A 16,174-nucleotide genomic window follows, 5' to 3' on the forward strand; every position below is an offset into this window, starting at 1 on the left:
CCGGGCAGCGCCCGTTGCGCCGCGTGTGCTGGCATGGCCTGCTCCGCGGCTTTCGGCCCAGTGGTGTGCGATCCGACTGTGTGGACTGCGGATGCCCCGCAGTGCAAGCCATGACGCAAGAACATTTCATCGAGCACCTGACGCTGGAGGTCGGCTTCGCCGGCGAGCAGCCGCTGGCCGACGCCGAGACACGGCTGGCCGCGTTCATGCAGGGGCCGGCGCTGGTGATCGTCGATGCCGTGTTCGACGAGGCCTGTGCCGATGACGAGGTCTGGCGCATCGACGATCTCTGCCTGGACCTGGGCGAGGTGCCGGCCGAGCGCATGGAAGAGATCTGGGCCCAGCGCCTGCGCGAGCAACTGGCCGCGCAGTTGGCCGGCCTGCGCGGGCCTGCCGGCGCGCGTGGCGCAGGGGCTGCGGCGGGCGGCGTGCAGCGCAGCCGCGCACAGGCCCGGCTGGAGGCACTGCTGTACTTCCTGGTACACGGCCACCTGCCCTGGCACGCGCAGGGCGAGGACCCGGCCCGCGTGGCCGACGAGACGCTGCGGCAGGCGCCTGACGCCCTGGCCGCCGCCTTGCGCGCGTTGGGCGACCGGCCGCGTCTGCTGCGCCGGCTGGTGGCGCAGTTCGAGCCAGGCTGGCTGGCCGCGCTGGTGCAGGCGCTGCTGCCCCGGCAGCCGGCCGCCGCGCAGCGCCTGGTGCTGGCCGCGCGCGGCGTGCCGAGCCCGGGCTTGCCCTGGGAGGCCGTGCTCGCGCAGGCGCTGGATGCCACCGCCGCGCCGGATGGCCGGCTGCCCGCAGCGGATGCCGCTGCGCACGACAGCCTGCCGGACCAGGGCGCCCAAGCTGCGCCGGCCGACCCGTTGCACCTGGACGGCCTTCAGGCGCTGCTGCACTACCTGCGGCACGGCCACCTGCCCTGGCAGGCCCGGGGCGAAGACCCGCAGCGGCTGGCCACGGTCGTGCTGCAGCAGAACAGCACCGCGCTGGCCGCCGCGCTGCGCGCCATGGACGACCGGCCCCAACTGCTGCGCCGGCTGGCCGCCCACTTCGACGCCGACGGCCTGGGCGCGCTGGTGCAGGCGCTGCTGCCGGGCGAGCCGGGCGCCGCCGCGCGTCTGCTGCGGGCGGCGGCTGCCGCCGGCGCTGGCCGGCGCAGCCGCAGTGGCGCGCTGCTGTGGGAGGCCGTGCTGGCGCAGGCGCTGGCCCACCCCGCCACGCCGCACGCGCTGGCCATCGCGCTGTTGCGCGCGCAACTGCGCGTGGCGTTGGAGACCGGCGAGGGCGCGCCCGAGGGCGGCGACCCGCTGCTGGCGCTGGCCCCCGTCTGGGCGCCACTGCTGCAGGACGACAGTGCCTGGCTGCAGGCCACGCTGCAGCGCCTGGGCAACGGCGAGGCCGTGCGGCAACGCCTGGCGCGGGCCGTGCCGCACGGGCTGCTGCAGCCCCTGCTGGCCCTGTGGCTGGGCGCCGACCCCGCCGCAGCCCTGGGCGCCAGCAGCGGCGCCGCAGCGGCCACGGCAACCGACGCCTTGGCCGGGCCGAGCACCGCCTCCACTGCCCATGCCACCAGCGGGCTGGCAGCGTTGCTGCACTACCTGCGGCACGGCCAGCTACCCGCGCAGGCCGGTGGCACCGACCCCCAGCGCCTGGCCACCGCCGTGCTGGGGCGCGATGGCGCGGCGCTGGCGGCGGCGCTGCGCGCCATGGACGCGCAGCCGCAACTGCTGCGCCGGCTGGTCGCGCAGTTCGACGCCGACTGGCTGGCCGCGCTGGTGCAGGCCTTGCTGCCGGGTGAGCCGGCGCTGGCCACGCGGCTGCTGCAGGCCGCAGCCCCAGCCCGGGGCAGCCCGCGCAGCGCCAGTGCCGCGCTGCTGTGGGAGGCCGTGCTGGCCCAGGCCCTGGCACCGGCCGCAGCGGGGCAGGGTGCGCCGCTGGCGCTCTTGCGCGCGCAACTGCGCTTGGCGATGGAGGCCGGCGACGTGCGCCCTTCCAGTCGCGACCCGCTGCTGGCCCTGGCGCCGGCCTGGGCGCCGGTGCTGCAGGACGACCGCGCCTGGCTACAGGCCACGCTGCAGCGCCTGGGGGATGGCGAGGCCGTGCGGCAACGGTTGGTGCAGGCGCTGCCGCCAGCGCTGCGCCAGGCCGTCATGGCGTTGTGGCGCGGCGCCGACCCACTCGACGCCGATGCGACCGAAGCCGATGCGGTCGATAGCGCTGCAGCCACCGCCCATGCAGCCAATGGTGCAGCCGACACCGATGCGGGCGACACCACTGCAGCCCGCACCGATGCTATCGACGCTGACGCGGCCGCCTCTAGTGCGGCCGATACCGATGCAGCCGAGGTCGAAGCCGATGCCGATGCCAAAGTCGATGCCGGTGCCAATGCCGATGCCGATGCCGATGCGGATGCGGATGCCGATGCCGATGCCGATGCAGCCGACGCCGAATCCGCGCATGACCGACAGCGAGACACGAGGGCTGGCTCGCAGCCAAACACGCGTGGGGGCCTGGCGCAAGACCGGCAGCAAGACCCGCGACGAGAGGCGCAGGCAAACGCGCAAGACGACCTACAGGCCGACCGACAGGCCGACCTGCAGGCCGACCCACTGGCCCACCGCTCCCCGTCACCCGCCGTCGCCGCCCCGGCCCCCGCGCCAGCCCCTGCCGCCGCCACGCCGCCCGCCGACGCGCTGGTCCAGTTGCTGCGCTACCTGCGCCACGGCCATCTGCCGTCGAACCACCGCGCCGACCCGCAACAGTGGGCCGACCAGGCGCTGCAGCACGACGGCGCGGCCTTGGCCGCAGGGCTGCGCGCGCACGCCGACCGGCCGCAGTTGCTGCTCCGGCTGGTCGCGCAGTTCGACCCGCGCTGGCTGGCCGCGCTGGTGCCGGTGCTGTTGCCGCAGCAGCCGGCCACCGTGGCCCGTTTGCTGCAGGCGACGGCCTTGCCGGCCCATGGCAGCACGCAGGCCGCGCGGGCGTGGGAGGCCGTACTCGACCAGTCCTTGGCCGATGGCGGTGCGCCGATCCAGCAGCATCAGCAGCCCGAGCCGTCCGAGCAGCCAGAGCAGCCAGTGCAGCCCGAGCAGTCGACGCAGTCCAAGCAGCCCCAACAGTCCGAACAGTCCGAGCAGTCCCAACAGTCCGAGCAGCCACCCGACCAGGACCCACTGCGCGCCCTGCTGCACTACCTGCAGCACGGCCAGCTGCCGCCGCACCATGGCCACCGCGACCCACAACGCCTGGCGTTGCAGGTGCTGCAACAGCGCGGCGCAGCCCTGGCCAGCGGCCTGCGCGCCATCGACGACCGGCCGCCATTGCTGCAGCGCCTGGCCACGCAGTTCGACGCCGACTGGATGGCAGCCCTGGTGCACGCCCTGCTGCCGGGAGAGCCGGCAGCGGCGGCGCGACTCGTGCAGTCCGCCACCGTCGCCGCAGGCCATCAGGCGCGGCTGTGGCAGGCCGTGCTGGGCCAGGCGCTGGGCCACGGCAGCGGCGCCACCGGTGCCGGCCTGCCGGTGCAGCGCGCGCAGTTGCTGGCCGTGCTGGAGGGCGACCCGCCCGCCCCATCCGCCCCATCGGCCCCACCGGCGCTGGCGCGCGCCTGGCCGCCGCTGTGGCAGGGCGACCGCGCCTGGCTGCAGGCCACGCTGCAGCAGCGCGCCGTCAGCCCGGCCGTGCAGCGGCGCATCGTGCAGGCCCTGCCGCCCGAGCACCTGCCGCAGTTGCTGGCGCTGTGGCGCGGCCACGGGCTGGCGGGCGCGCTGCAGACCTGGATCACCCATGTGGCCACGGCCGCGCCGGCCCCGGCCACCGAGCTCTGCGCGCGCAGCCAGCAACTGTGGCAGGCCACGCTGCAGCATGCGGTGCAGGGCGGGGCGCAGCCGTTCGACGCCGAGGACTACGCGCAGCAGGTGCGCAAACAGGTTGTCGGCGCGCCCGCAGCGGCAGCGACGAGCGCAGGCTGGTTCGACCGCGCCGTGCGGGCCGCCACGGCGCTGCTGGCCAGTGCCGCAGCGGCCCTGGGCTGGCCCGGCCGCAAGCCTGCCGCCATCGCCGCCGCGCCGGCCGAGCCCGCCTTCACCTTCACGCTGCCACCACCCGAACTGCCGGCCGAGTTGCCGGTGGGCAACGCCGGCCTGGTGCTGCTGGCGCCCTACCACCCGCGCCTGTTCATGATGCTGGGCCTGGCCGACGAGCGCGCCTTCACCGGCCCCGAGGCGGCCGAGCGCGCGGTGCAGTTGCTGCAACTGCTGGTGACCGGCGAGGCCGACGCGCCCGAGCCGGCGCTGGTGCTGAACAAGCTGCTGTGCGGGCTGGACCAGGCCACGCCGGTGGCGCGCCGCTTCGAGCCGACCGATGCCGAACGCAGCGCCATCGATGGCCTGCTGGGCGCCGTCGTCCAGCATTGGAAGGTGCTGGGCAGCACCACGCCGGCCGGCCTGCGCGAGACCTTTCTGCGCCGCGCCGGGCGGCTGCAGCACAAGGACGAAGCCTGGCGGCTGCAGGTAGCGCAAGGGCCGTTCGACATGCTGATCGACCAGCTGCCCTGGGGCTACGCGACGATCCGCCACCCATGGATGGAAGAAGTCCTGCATGTCGACTGGCGCTGACACCACTGCCGCCGCCCTGGAGCGCGAACTGGCCTGGCTGGAGCAGGTGCTGCAGGCCCGCATCAGCCTGCACTTCGGCCAGGCCGAGGATGCCGGCGCGCTGCAGCGCATCGAAGCGCCCGCGCTGGACGATGGCGGCGAGTACGAACGACTGGTGGCCGAGGCCGGCCTCTCGCCCGACGAGCGCCTGGTGCTGGCCCTCGCGCTGGCGCCGCACCTGCGCCCGCAATTGCTCGACCTGCTGTGCGTGCGCAACCGCAACCTGGACCGCGGCTTTGCCGAGTTTGGCGGCACGAAGGGCCGCGCCCACGCCGGCTTTTTGCCGACCGGCGAGACAGCGGCCTTTGTGCTGGCCGGCGAACAGCTCGCGCGCCGCTTCGCCGTGCTGCAACTGCTGCACGAAGACGCCCCGCTGCGCCGCCATGGCCTGCTGCAGCTGCACCACGACGCGCCTGGCGAGCCCTGGCTCACCGCCGCGCTGCAGATCGGCGGTGACCTGCTGGAACGGCTGGCCACCGGCCAGGCACGCCAGCCGGACTACGGCAGCGGCTTCCCGGCGCGGCGCATCACCACCCGGCTGGGCTGGGACGACCTGGTGCTGGACGCCGATGTGATGGAGGAGGTGCAGGCCATCGTCGCCTGGCACCGCCACGGCCAGCGGCTGCTGGGCGACTGGCAGCTGGACAAGGCGCTCAAGCCCGGCTATCGCAGCCTGTTCTACGGCCCGCCCGGCACCGGCAAGACGCTGACCGCCACGCTGGTCGGCCAGGCGGTGCAGGCCGACGTCTACCGCATCGACCTGTCGATGGTCGTCAGCAAATACATCGGCGAGACCGAGAAGAACCTGGCCAACGTGTTCGACCAGGCCCAGTCGCGCCGCTGGATTCTGTTCTTCGACGAGGCCGACGCGCTGTTCGGCAAGCGCACCGCCACCAGCAGCGCCAACGACCGTTATGCCAACCAGGAAGTGGCCTACCTGCTGCAACGCGTGGAGGACTTTCCGGGCACCGTGATCCTGGCCACCAACCTCAAGGCCAACATCGACGAGGCGTTTGCGCGGCGCTTCCAGTCGCTGGTGCCGTTCGGCATGCCCGACGCCGGCCAGCGCCTGCGGCTGTGGGAGGGCATGCTGCGGCATACCGGCCGGCTCGGCGCCGAGGTCGACCTGCCGGCGCTGGCCGAGCAGCACGCACTGTCGGGCGGCGCCATCGCCAACGTGGTGCGCTACGGTGCGCTGGCGGCCTTGCAAGACGGGCGCGACCAGATTGCCGCGCCCGACCTGCGGCGCGGTGTGGTCAAGGAACTGCGCAAGGAAGGGAGGACGGCATGAGCATGGCCCAGCCGCCCGCAGGGGGTCGCACCGCTGCCGATCGCGAAGGTTCCAGGGCACAGCACCGCTGCCCCACCTGCGCCCGGCTGCGCCAGCTGCTGGCCGGCACGCTGCTGGTGGCAGCCGCCTGCCTGGGGCTGCGCGCGGCGTCCCTGCCGGGGGCCACGGCGTTTGCGGCGCCGGCACCTGCGGCGCCACCGGCTGCAACGACGGTATTGGCGCAGACGCCGGCAGCGGTGGCACCCGCACCTGCACCCGCACCAACACCAACACCAACGCCAACGCCAACGCCAACGCCAACGCCAACGCCAACGCCAGCACCGGCACCGACACCTGCACCTGCACCTGCACCGGCACCGGCACCGGCACCGGCACCGGCATTGAGCGCCATCACCGCCCCCGCATCCGCGCCCGCCTCGGCGCCTGTCCCCGCCCGAGTCCCTGCGCCCGTCCCTGCGTCGCCCGCGCCCATGCCGGCGGCTTCGCTGCCGGCCGCCCCGGTGGCAGGGCCGCCACCGCCGCAGCCGGCCGCCTCCGAGCCCGACATGCAGCTGGTCTTTCGCACCGTCACGCTCCCTTCAGGCCGGCGCGGCCAGGCCTACGGGCCGCACCAGGTGGTGCGCGGCGGCGTCCCGCCGTACCGTGTGCTGTTCAACGGCAGGCTGCCGCCGGGGCTGGAGCTGGGCAGCGACGGCATGCTGCGCGGCACGCCCACCGCGACCGGCGGCTACCGCTTCACGCTGCTGGTGCTCGACACCGCGCACCCCACGCAGGGCATCGAGCAGCGCTATGTGCTGTATGTGAACCCGCCGGCGGGCCAGGCCGCGCGGGCCGCCTCGGCGCCGGCCTCGGCCGTGCCGCCGCCACGCCCTGTGATGACCGGCCTGACGGCGCAGGATGTCGACACCACGGCCAGCCAGCACGTGGGCCAGCCGGCCAGCTACAAGCTCACGCCGGCCGACCTGGCCAAGCTGGTGCCGATCGAAACGGCCGGCGGTGCCGCGCTGGAACTGGCGCCCGTTGCCGCCACCGAGCTGGCCCGGGCCGCCCCCACACTGGAGCAGCTGCAGGCCATCGTCAAGCCGTTGACCGACGTGGAATACCCCACGCTGGCCGCGTTCCGCGACGCGCTGGACCAGGGCCGCTGCGCCTACTACCAGGCGCATGTGCAGCAGATCGCGCTGCAGCGCGGCATGGTGGCCGACAGCCACTGCCCGCCCGCGCCGCCGACTGTCACGCGCCGGGGCGCCGCAGCTGGCGAACTGCCGTTCCTGCAGTTCTACAACGGCTTGCTGGCGCCCGACACGGTCGACGAGATCGTGCGCCTGGCCGAAAAGCGGCACCCCTTCGGCCAGGCCAGGCCGATGAACCTGGACGGCCAGGGCTGCGGCTGCTCGCCGTACCGGCACGAGGACGAGGTGATCGGCTTGCTGCCCTACTGGCTGCCCACCGACGCGCCGCTGCCGGTCGATTTCAGCCTGTTCACGCGCTTGAGCTACATGGGCGTGGTGTTGGGCGACAACGGCGCCTGGGCGCGCCCACCGGGCTGGGACGGCACGGGCGGCAACTTCGCCCGCGAGACGCGGCGCCACGGCACGCGGGCCGACCTGGTGCTGTACCGGCGCGACTGGACGTCCCTGCTGACCCGGCCGCAGGTGCAGCTCGACGAGCTGGCCAGGACCGCCGCGCTGAACGCCGTGGTGGCGGCCGACGTGCGCCACGACGACCTGGGCGCGCGGCTGAACCGCTTCCTGCTGCCGGGCTGGCGCGAGTCGGAACACGTGTACGACGGCGTCACCGTGTTCTTCGAGGACGCGCCCACCGAACCGACGCTCAAGCCCCAGTTCGCGCGCTTCCTCACACAGTTCCTGGAGCACCTGGTTAAGGCCATGCAGAAGACCGGCCGCAGCTACCAGATCAACATCGCGGTGCCGGGCGCGCAGCTCGGCGACACCGGCGCCTACAGCTTCACCAACCTGATGCATGTGCTGGAAAGCGCCGAGCCCAAGGACCGCGCCACCAAGGGCATGGACAGCAACGCCAAGGACTACTACACCGGCACGACCGACCTGAGCGTGGCCTTCTTCCTGCTGCTCGACGGCCCGCTGGACAAGGCCACCGCCACGCTGCGCGCCCGCATCGACCAGTCCAGCCTGGACGGCTACCGCCGCATCGCCTTTTTGCAAAGCGTGATGCCCATGCTCTACCACGAGCGCGCTGCCGCGTCGGCGCCGCTGCCGCCCGACCAGGCCGACGCGTTGGGCCGCAGCCTGGCCTACATCAAGTGGACCTATGGCGGCGTGGCGCTGTGGCCGGCGCCGAACCAGGGCATCGGCGTGGGCAGCTCGGTGCACGACCAGCTGCGCGAACACTACAGCCTGCCGTCAGAGGCCATGGGACCGCTGTGCGACTGGGCCTGCCCGAACCGGCTGCCCCTGCGGCTGGTCTACCAGGCCATGATGCTGGCGCTCTTGATCGGCGTGGCGCTGTACGTGTGGAACTGCCGCGTGCGCCGGCTCGGCCGCCTGTTCCTGCTGGCGCTGTGGGCCGGTGCGCTGCTCACGCTGGCCACGGCCTTCGTCGTCTTCAACTGCGACCCGGTGCTGGCCCAGGCGCGCGACCAGGGCTACGGGCTGTATGCGCTGATCCTGCTGCTGATCGCGGCGGCGGGGTATGTGGTCTTTAAACCGCGGGTGGGGGTGCCATGAAAGAAGCTGTTCGTGCAGAGCGCTACGGCGCGCGGGTGGTGCAGGAGCGTGCGGGCGCGTCGCATGGCGTGGCCGACCCATGGCACGACACCCCGCGCATGGTGGCGCAGCGTGCGCACATCGCTGCGGCGTTTGGGCCGGTGGCGCAGCGCGAGGGCGGTTTGGAGGACGAGGATCCGCTGCAGGCGCGCGCCGCAGGCCCGGCACGGAATGCGTCTGTCACAGCGGAGCTGAACGAAACCGGCATGCCGAACCAACTCAAAGCCGGCATCGAGGCGCTGTCCGGCATGGACATGTCGGCTGTGCGCGTGCACCGCAACTCCGACAAGCCGGCCCAGCTGAACGCGTTGGCGTATGCGCAGGGCAGCGACATCCACCTGGGGCCGGGGCAAGAGCAGCATTTGCCACACGAGGCCTGGCATGTGGTGCAGCAAAGGCAGGGGCGGGTACAGGCGACGGTGCAGATGGCGGGCATGGGCGTGAATGACGATGTGGCGTTGGAGGGGGAGGCCGATGTGATGGGGGAAAGGGCTGCGAGCGAGCCGGTGCAGTTGCGGGGGGGTGGTAAGAGGCAAGACCTGACCCCTGCATCGGGAGCCGCGACGATCCAGTTGCGACGTGGAAGACTCGACGCGGCAAAGGTCCCGAGAGACGGTCAGGTTCCCTTGGACGATGGCCATTTCGGCGGCTTGGTTGCGCCGTACCGAGGCCTGCACATCACCCTGCTGCCTGGGCGGCCCGGTGGCAACACCGTGCACATCACGGCTTACGAACTGCCGAATCCGGGAGCCGGCGGCGCCAGGTCGTACAACTGGTTCAACCCCGTCACGGGGGTGTGGGAAGGGTGGACCAGCGGGAACCCGTTGGCGACGCCCGGCAATGGGGCTGCGATGCTGACATTCGTCGAAAGCGTCGTCGACCACTACCTGGAAGACGCGGTCGTCGTCCAGGCTCCGTTGCAGCCCAGCGCTGCGATGCCCTCGCTGGGCGCCAAGACACCGGAGGAGATCGCGAAAGAGACAAGGGCTGCCGAACGGGAGTTGAAGCGGCTAGCCGACGCCGCCGAGAAGCGGGCGGCGCGTGAGAAGGAGCGGCTGCTGAAGCAGCAGGCCCAGATCGAGTTGAAGGAGAAGTTGGCCGCGCAAGCCAGGGCCGCCGAAGCAAAGGCGGCCGCTGAACGCGAGGCGCAGCGAGCACGCGAGGAGCAGGAACGGCTGGCGCAGCTACGCGCGCAGCAGCTGGTCGAATATGCCGAAGACATTGCCCTGGGCATGAATCTGGCGGACATGTATGGATGGAACGAGGCCACGGTGTTCGAAATGGCCATCCATGGCGATTTTCGCGAGCAGGTGAAGGCCCGGAACAGCGTCGGCGAGACGCCGTCGTATATCTCGTGAGGTGGCTCCGTGTGCATCGATTGCTGTGCTTCGAGACGATCTACCAGCACTTCATGCGTTCCGATTGAGACGCGCACAGCGAGGGCGTTGCGATGAGAACAGGTGTGCAAGCTGCAGCGGCGGCGGACCGGACCGATGTGGCGCCCACGCCGGGCGCCGCCGATCCCCTGCACGCCAGCCCGCGCCAGGTGGCGCAGCGCGCGCGCATTGCGGCCAGCTTTGGTGCGGTCGCGCAGGCCCAGAGCGCAGCGCCCGGTGACGCTCTGCCCGGGGCTTTGCGCGCCGGCATCGAATCGCTGTCGGGCCTGGACATGTCGGGCGTGCGCGTGCACCGCAACTCCGACCAGCCCGCGCAGCTCAACGCGCTGGCCTATGCCCAGGGCAACGACATCCACCTGGCACCGGGGCAGGAGCAGCACCTGCCGCACGAGGCCTGGCATGTGGTGCAGCAGGCGCAGGGGCGGGTGGCATCGACGATGCAGCTGCGCGAGACGGTGCCGGTCAACGACGACGCGGGCCTGGAGCATGAGGCGGACGTGATGGGCGAGCGGGCGCAGGCGCAGACGCCGCAGGGCGCGCCACCGCTGCAGGCGCGCAGCCCGGCGGTGGCGTCCGCGTTGCAGATGAAGGGCGGTCTGACGACGGAACTGGTGGGCAGCCTTGGAGGCCTCTACCTGAAAATGGGCGACCACATCACCTACGACGAGTCCGGCTCCGGCTGGAAGCTGAAGCTCACCATCACGGCACTCAACGGCGTCCGGCTGCAGCCACCGCTGGTGTTGGACAGCGCTGACGCCGGCAAGCTTAAGGAGAAACTGCAGGACGCTGCAGACGAGCCCGTGCGCGAGGAGGCCCTGTCGACCGACAAAGTGGCCAAGGTCAGCGATGAGGATCGCGTGCTGGCCAGCCGTCTGAAGAGCGCCGAGAAGAACTCCGTCAACCTCGACAGGGACGGGGGCATCGACAACTCCCTGTTCTCCAAGCCCAAAGCTTTGTCCATCGACGCGGACACCGGCGACATCCATGTCGAGATGACGCTCTACACACAAAACCGCTGGGACCGCGTGGCCTGGAAGTGCCATGTCGGCGCGCGTGGCGCGGGCGTCCTGCTGCCCGAGGACACGAGATGGTGGAGCAACCCGGGCTGGGACGCCTCGCAGATGTACAGCGGCTACCAGTTCCGCCCTGGCTGCAATGTGTCGGCCCTGACTGCACAGGGCAGTGGTGAGGGCGGGGTGCGGCGCGTGATCCAGACGACGGTGCCCGGCGCGTACGTGAAGCAGGTCTATGGCCAGAAGCTGGAGCGGCTGAAGAAGTCCAGCATCATCTGCTTCGGCATGGAGGTGGTGTACGGCGGTGCCGGGCCGACCACCGCGACCAAGGCGGAGTTTGCGCAGGTCTACACCTCCAATGTGCAGACCGCCCACCAGTACGGCCTGAACGCCACCAGCACGCCGGAGTCCTATGGCTACGTCGATCTGTCGGGGATCAAGATCCCCGAGGGCGACTGGCTCAGTGACGCGGAGGTATGGGACCTGGACATCGGGCCCAACCCGAGCCCGAACATCAAGCTGCCGCTGCCGCTGGAGTATGCGAACGCGCACCTGATCGAAGGGCTGGTGCCCAAGGGCGGCATGCAGATGGCCACACGGATCGAGAACGAGGCGACGCTGCGGGTGTCGTCGCTGCCCCGCCTGAACAACATCATTGCGCAGCTGAAGGTGCTGGCGCTAAACCCGGATCTGGTGGGCAAGATCATGCAGGGCGACCCCACGCTGTCGCAGTTCGAGTGGGCCATCCATACCGACGACAACTCGGACATCTTCACCGACGTCTACCTGGACGATCTCAAGCACACGGCCCTGCGCGCCGGCATCGGCATCCGCAAGCGCTGGACCGACAAGGCTACCAAGCTGAACGTGAAGACCGGCCCCGGCTACCAGGTCGGCACGCTGGGCAAGGACGGCCAGGAGTCGACCACGGTCAAGTCGGATATCTACCGCCGCCATGAGATCGGCTACGACCTCGATCCCAAGGCCCGACTCGAGGACATTGCGACCTTTCTGGCGGGTGGCCTCGAACAGGACGACCCCTGGAATCTGGGGGGGCACCAGGTGAACCAGGCTCTGCCGAAGGGCGAGGCGCTCGACTTCAAGGCGCTGCGCGGGACCATGGTGCTCAAGGGCAACCGCAAGAAGTTCAACCTGAAGGCGGTGCACAAGCAGACGCACGGGGCGATCAACATCGAGATCTCGTGCGACCACACGGTGGGACGCACCTTCGAGGACTACGAGAAGGTGCAGGACGTGGCGGACCTGTTCGACGGCGCTGCCACGTACGCGCAGGTATTCAACGTCGAGATGGAGCTGGAACACCTGGGGGCCGGTGCCAAGCCCGCCGCGCAGGAATCGTCCGGCCCGCCGAGCACGGCGAGCCCGCAGGACCAGGCCACGCAAGGCAGCGGGCCGGTGCCCGAGCAGGGGCTGCAGGACCAGCCCAGGCGCCCGCGTGAGGACCACCCCGGCCGCATCTACCTGCGCAACGACACCGCGCGTCCGAACTTCAACACGCCCAGCTTCCAGGTCTTTGCCATCGCGCACCAGTACATGATCCAGCACCTGCAGCAGCATTTGCACGACAGCACGGAACTGGGCGAAGACCGGCAGAAGCTGGAGTCGCTGTTCGCGCAGCTGTTCCACGATGAACCGCAAGCCTACGGCCCGGCGGTGGAGCGCGGCGCCACGACCAGGCCGTGGTGAAGGACCGAGGTTTTGAGAGGCTGAAGCCGGCAGAACAGAGGAGCTACACCATGCCGATCCGTCAACCCCGGTCCACCACGCCGCAGCGCACACCCGCCGATGGCCGCGGCCCCCGCCAGGCCGTGGCCGACCCTTTGCAGCGCAGCCCGCGCCAGGTGGCCCAGCGCGCGCGCATCGCTGCGGCCTTTGGACCGGCGGCGCCCGTGGTCCAGCGCACCAAGTGGCTGTACACCGACGGTGAGCTGGAAGACACCGCGAACCGCACGAACCGGCGCAAGCCCGACGAGACGACGCCGCACCTGAGCGAGGGCGACACCTGGGACGACCAGACCCATGTGGTCACGCACGCCAGGTCGCGGCTCGACGCGATCTTCTCCGGCCAGGAGGTCTATCCCGAAATTCGGCCCAAGGAGCTGCCTTCGGTCAAGGACTTCTCCAGAACCGTGGGCGGTGGTGCGGTGCCGCAGAGCATCGACTACGAAGACGTGCGCGACAAGGTGCGCGAGGTGTTCAGCGTGCCCGAGAACCGCATCAAGCTGTCGGGCACGATCAAGAAGTCGGCCACCATCGAAGGCGTGCGCGCCTTGCTGATGGAGATGCTGCCGCCGCAGCTGCGCAAGGCCGCGCTGAACGATGGCAGGTTTGCCTGGCACCTGATGCGCGTGGTCAACGAGCTGGCCTTCGGCGTGCAGGTGCCGCTGATCAACACGGACATCGGCGGCGTGCGCCACGGCGGCGAAGACGACATTGCGCAGACGCCGGCCTACCAGCAGATCGAGTCGTTCCGCTGGTCGGTGCGCCACTACACCGACAACCCGCGCTACACCGACCTCAAGGCCTCTGTCGAGCTGGAGGTGATGGACAACATCAAGGGCAAGAACACGCGCGACAAGGACTGGAACAAGCTGGGCAACACCGCCTTCGGCTTCTTCCTGCTGGCCATCGAGGGGGCCGTGGGGCAGCGCGGGTTCCTGAACAACATGACGCACTACGCCGAGTTCGCGATGGATGCGCTGCCGGGCCGCATCTTCGTGTCCGGCGACCTGCTGCAGATCGACGACCAGACCATCCACCACGTGCAGGCCTATGCCGGTGCGGGCGCCAGTGTGCGGCGCGAGCTGGTGCGCGTGCTGGCGCATCAATTCAAGTTGGGCGGCGAGACGGGACTGCCCACACCGCAGTGGTGCATCGCCACGCTGGAAAGCCAGATGCACATGCTCGAAGTCAAGGTGCCGCAGGCGCTGCAGGTGGCGCAGTGGAACCCCAGGTGAGCACATGGGCCGCCCCGCAGGTGGCGCGTGATGCCGGCCACGCAGCGCACGCGGACCGGGCGGCGCAGCCGGTCGCGGCCGACCCGCTGCATGCCAGCCCGCGCCAGGCGGCGCAACGCGCACGCATCGCTGCGGCCTTCGGCCCCGCCGCGCAGCTGCAGGGCGGGCCGCAGGATGACGACACCGCCCCCGTGCACGCGCGCCGCGCACCGCGCAGCGACGGCCTGCCGGCGCAGCTGCGCGCAGGGGCCGAAGCGTTGTCCGGCCTGGATCTGTCCGACGTGCGCGTACACCGCAACTCCGACAAGCCCGCGCAACTGCAGGCGTTGGCTTATGCGCAGGGCAGCGACATCCACCTGGGCCCGGGCCAGGATCAACACCTGCCGCACGAGACCTGGCACGTGGTGCAGCAGCGCCAGGGCCGCGTGGCGCCAACGCGGCAGCTCAAGCAGGGGGTGCCGGTCAACGACGACGCCGGGCTGGAGAGCGAGGCCGATGCGATGGGCGCGCAGGCGCTGCACGCGGGCGCGGCGCCGCCGGTGCGGGTGCGCCCGGTGGCGCGGGCGGCGGCCATGGCGGGCCAGGCGCCGATCCAGGGCCGCTTCGGCTTCGAGGTCGAGCTGCCCATGCTGTTCGTGGACCTGCACAACCGCTACGTGCCGTCGCTCAACGGGGGCCCGCCGCTGCCGATGTATGACGTGCCGCGCGACGCCACCGGTGCGGTCGGCGCCACCGACGTGCACAACGGGCCCGAATGCCACGTGAACGTGGACCACAGCTCCCCGCTGGACGCTCTGTTCACCGCCGAGCTGCAGCAGTACGCCATCGACAACGGCTTGAACGCCAACGAGACGGCCAGCCTGCTGGCGCTGCAGAACACGCTGATGCCGCACAAGGCCAGCATCGTCGAAGTGGTGACCGATGCCTGGGACGAAAGCACGCTGACGCGCCAGGCCGCGCTGACCAAGATCCGCGCCGTCATCGCCTGGGTCAGGGGGTTGTTCGACGCCATTCAAGGCAACCAGCAGGCTGCGCTGGGCCCGGCCTGGATCGGCTCGGCAGCGCAGCAGGCCGACATGTTCCAGCCGCGCCTGGGCTACTTCCATGCGACCTATGGCGTCAAGCTGAGCCAGGTGCCGCGCCTGTTCGAGGAAACCTCGCGCGAGCGCAAGCGGCTGGCCAGCTACGTCAAGCGCAACGCGCCGCAAAAGGAGCATGCCGACAACGTGGCGCGCACGCACGACGCGGCGGGCGTGGCGCGCACCGCGCTCAAGGGCATCAAGCAGGCCTGGCCGCGCGTGCACGGCAGCAAGGGCTGGACCACACCGGACGCCGAGGCCAGGTTCCTCGGCTTCCTCACGCTGCTGTGCAACTATGTGCTGGCCGTTGCGGCCAACAACGTGGGCAACCTGGCCAAGCAGCAGGTGGGCATGCACTACTACAAGAGCGACCTGTACGACGTGGCACAGGCGCTGCCCCCCGAGATCATCACCGCGCTGCAGGCCAACGGGCCACTGCGCAGCGCCACCATCAACGCCATCGGCGCGGCCACCGGCACGGCTGTCAATGTCGACCTGGGCGGCCCGCTGGCCGGCATCACGCTGGACGAATACCTGCTGCAGATCCTGACCGGCAACCAGGGGGTGCTGCGCCAGCAGCTGGGCGACGATCTGCGCGACCCGCTGCTGGAGGGCAGCATCAACCCCTACTCACACAAGCTGGGGCCAGATGCGCTCGGGCCGGCCGCCCACCAGGAGCAGGGCGTGGTGGTGGAGAACCGCCACCTCGAATACATGGACCCGCGCTATGGCGCGCTGCTGGACGCGTCGGAACAGCAGTTTCACCAGGAAGCGGCCCAGTACCCCCCGCCCTCGGGTGGTAACCCCGACCCGCGCACGGCCCATGAGAAAGCCATCTACGACTCGATGGGCGCCCGCGACGAAGGCCCGGCGCGCCGGCCCATCGGCGAGTGGGAGGCGATCATGATCGGCATCTACGACATGATCGAGGGCATCAACCGGTAGTGATCGCGCGGTGCCTGCGCTACGGCGCACGACCGCGCGCGATGCCGATCAGCCGCAGGGCCTTGGACA

Annotated in this window: 7 protein-coding genes; all 7 read left to right on the top strand. The window is 71.1% G+C overall.

What is annotated here, in order from left to right; all coding sequences use genetic code 11:
* Positions 1–110 precede the first annotated feature (110 nt).
* The 7 genes from AC099J_RS06100 to AC099J_RS06130 all read left to right on the top strand — a co-directional run bounded on the left by AC099J_RS06100 (position 111) and on the right by AC099J_RS06130 (position 16,105).
* Positions 111–4,616, top strand: a complete 4,506-nt coding sequence (locus tag AC099J_RS06100) for a contractile injection system tape measure protein (protein ID WP_479614325.1) — start codon at positions 111–113, stop codon at positions 4,614–4,616.
* Positions 4,600–5,946: an ATP-binding protein gene (locus AC099J_RS06105; protein WP_479614326.1), complete on the top strand. Its 1,347-nt coding sequence runs from the start codon at positions 4,600–4,602 to the stop codon at positions 5,944–5,946. The genes AC099J_RS06100 and AC099J_RS06105 overlap by 17 nt, the downstream gene beginning before the upstream one ends.
* A gap of 470 nt (positions 5,947–6,416) precedes the next feature.
* Positions 6,417–8,654 carry a hypothetical protein gene (locus tag AC099J_RS06110; RefSeq protein ID WP_479614327.1) on the top strand — a complete coding sequence of 746 codons (2,238 nt, stop codon included), beginning with the start codon at positions 6,417–6,419 and terminating at the stop codon, positions 8,652–8,654.
* Positions 8,655–8,722: 68 nt separating this feature from the next.
* Positions 8,723–10,051: an eCIS core domain-containing protein gene (locus AC099J_RS06115; protein ID WP_479614328.1), complete on the top strand. Its 1,329-nt coding sequence runs from the start codon at positions 8,723–8,725 to the stop codon at positions 10,049–10,051.
* A 92-nt stretch (positions 10,052–10,143) separates the two neighbouring features.
* On the top strand, positions 10,144–12,810 hold the full coding sequence (locus tag AC099J_RS06120) for an eCIS core domain-containing protein (protein ID WP_479614329.1): 2,667 nt from the start codon (positions 10,144–10,146) through the stop codon (positions 12,808–12,810).
* A gap of 50 nt (positions 12,811–12,860) precedes the next feature.
* Complete coding sequence (locus AC099J_RS06125; protein WP_479614330.1) at positions 12,861–14,081, top strand: hypothetical protein; 1,221 nt, start codon at positions 12,861–12,863, stop codon at positions 14,079–14,081.
* Positions 14,078–16,105 (top strand): eCIS core domain-containing protein, encoded by a 2,028-nt coding sequence (locus AC099J_RS06130; RefSeq protein ID WP_479614331.1) that lies wholly within the window; start codon positions 14,078–14,080, stop codon positions 16,103–16,105. The genes AC099J_RS06125 and AC099J_RS06130 overlap by 4 nt, the downstream gene beginning before the upstream one ends.
* The last annotated feature ends 69 nt before the right edge of the window (positions 16,106–16,174 follow it).

Source organism: Rhodoferax sp. RT4P68 (genome assembly GCF_056521305.1).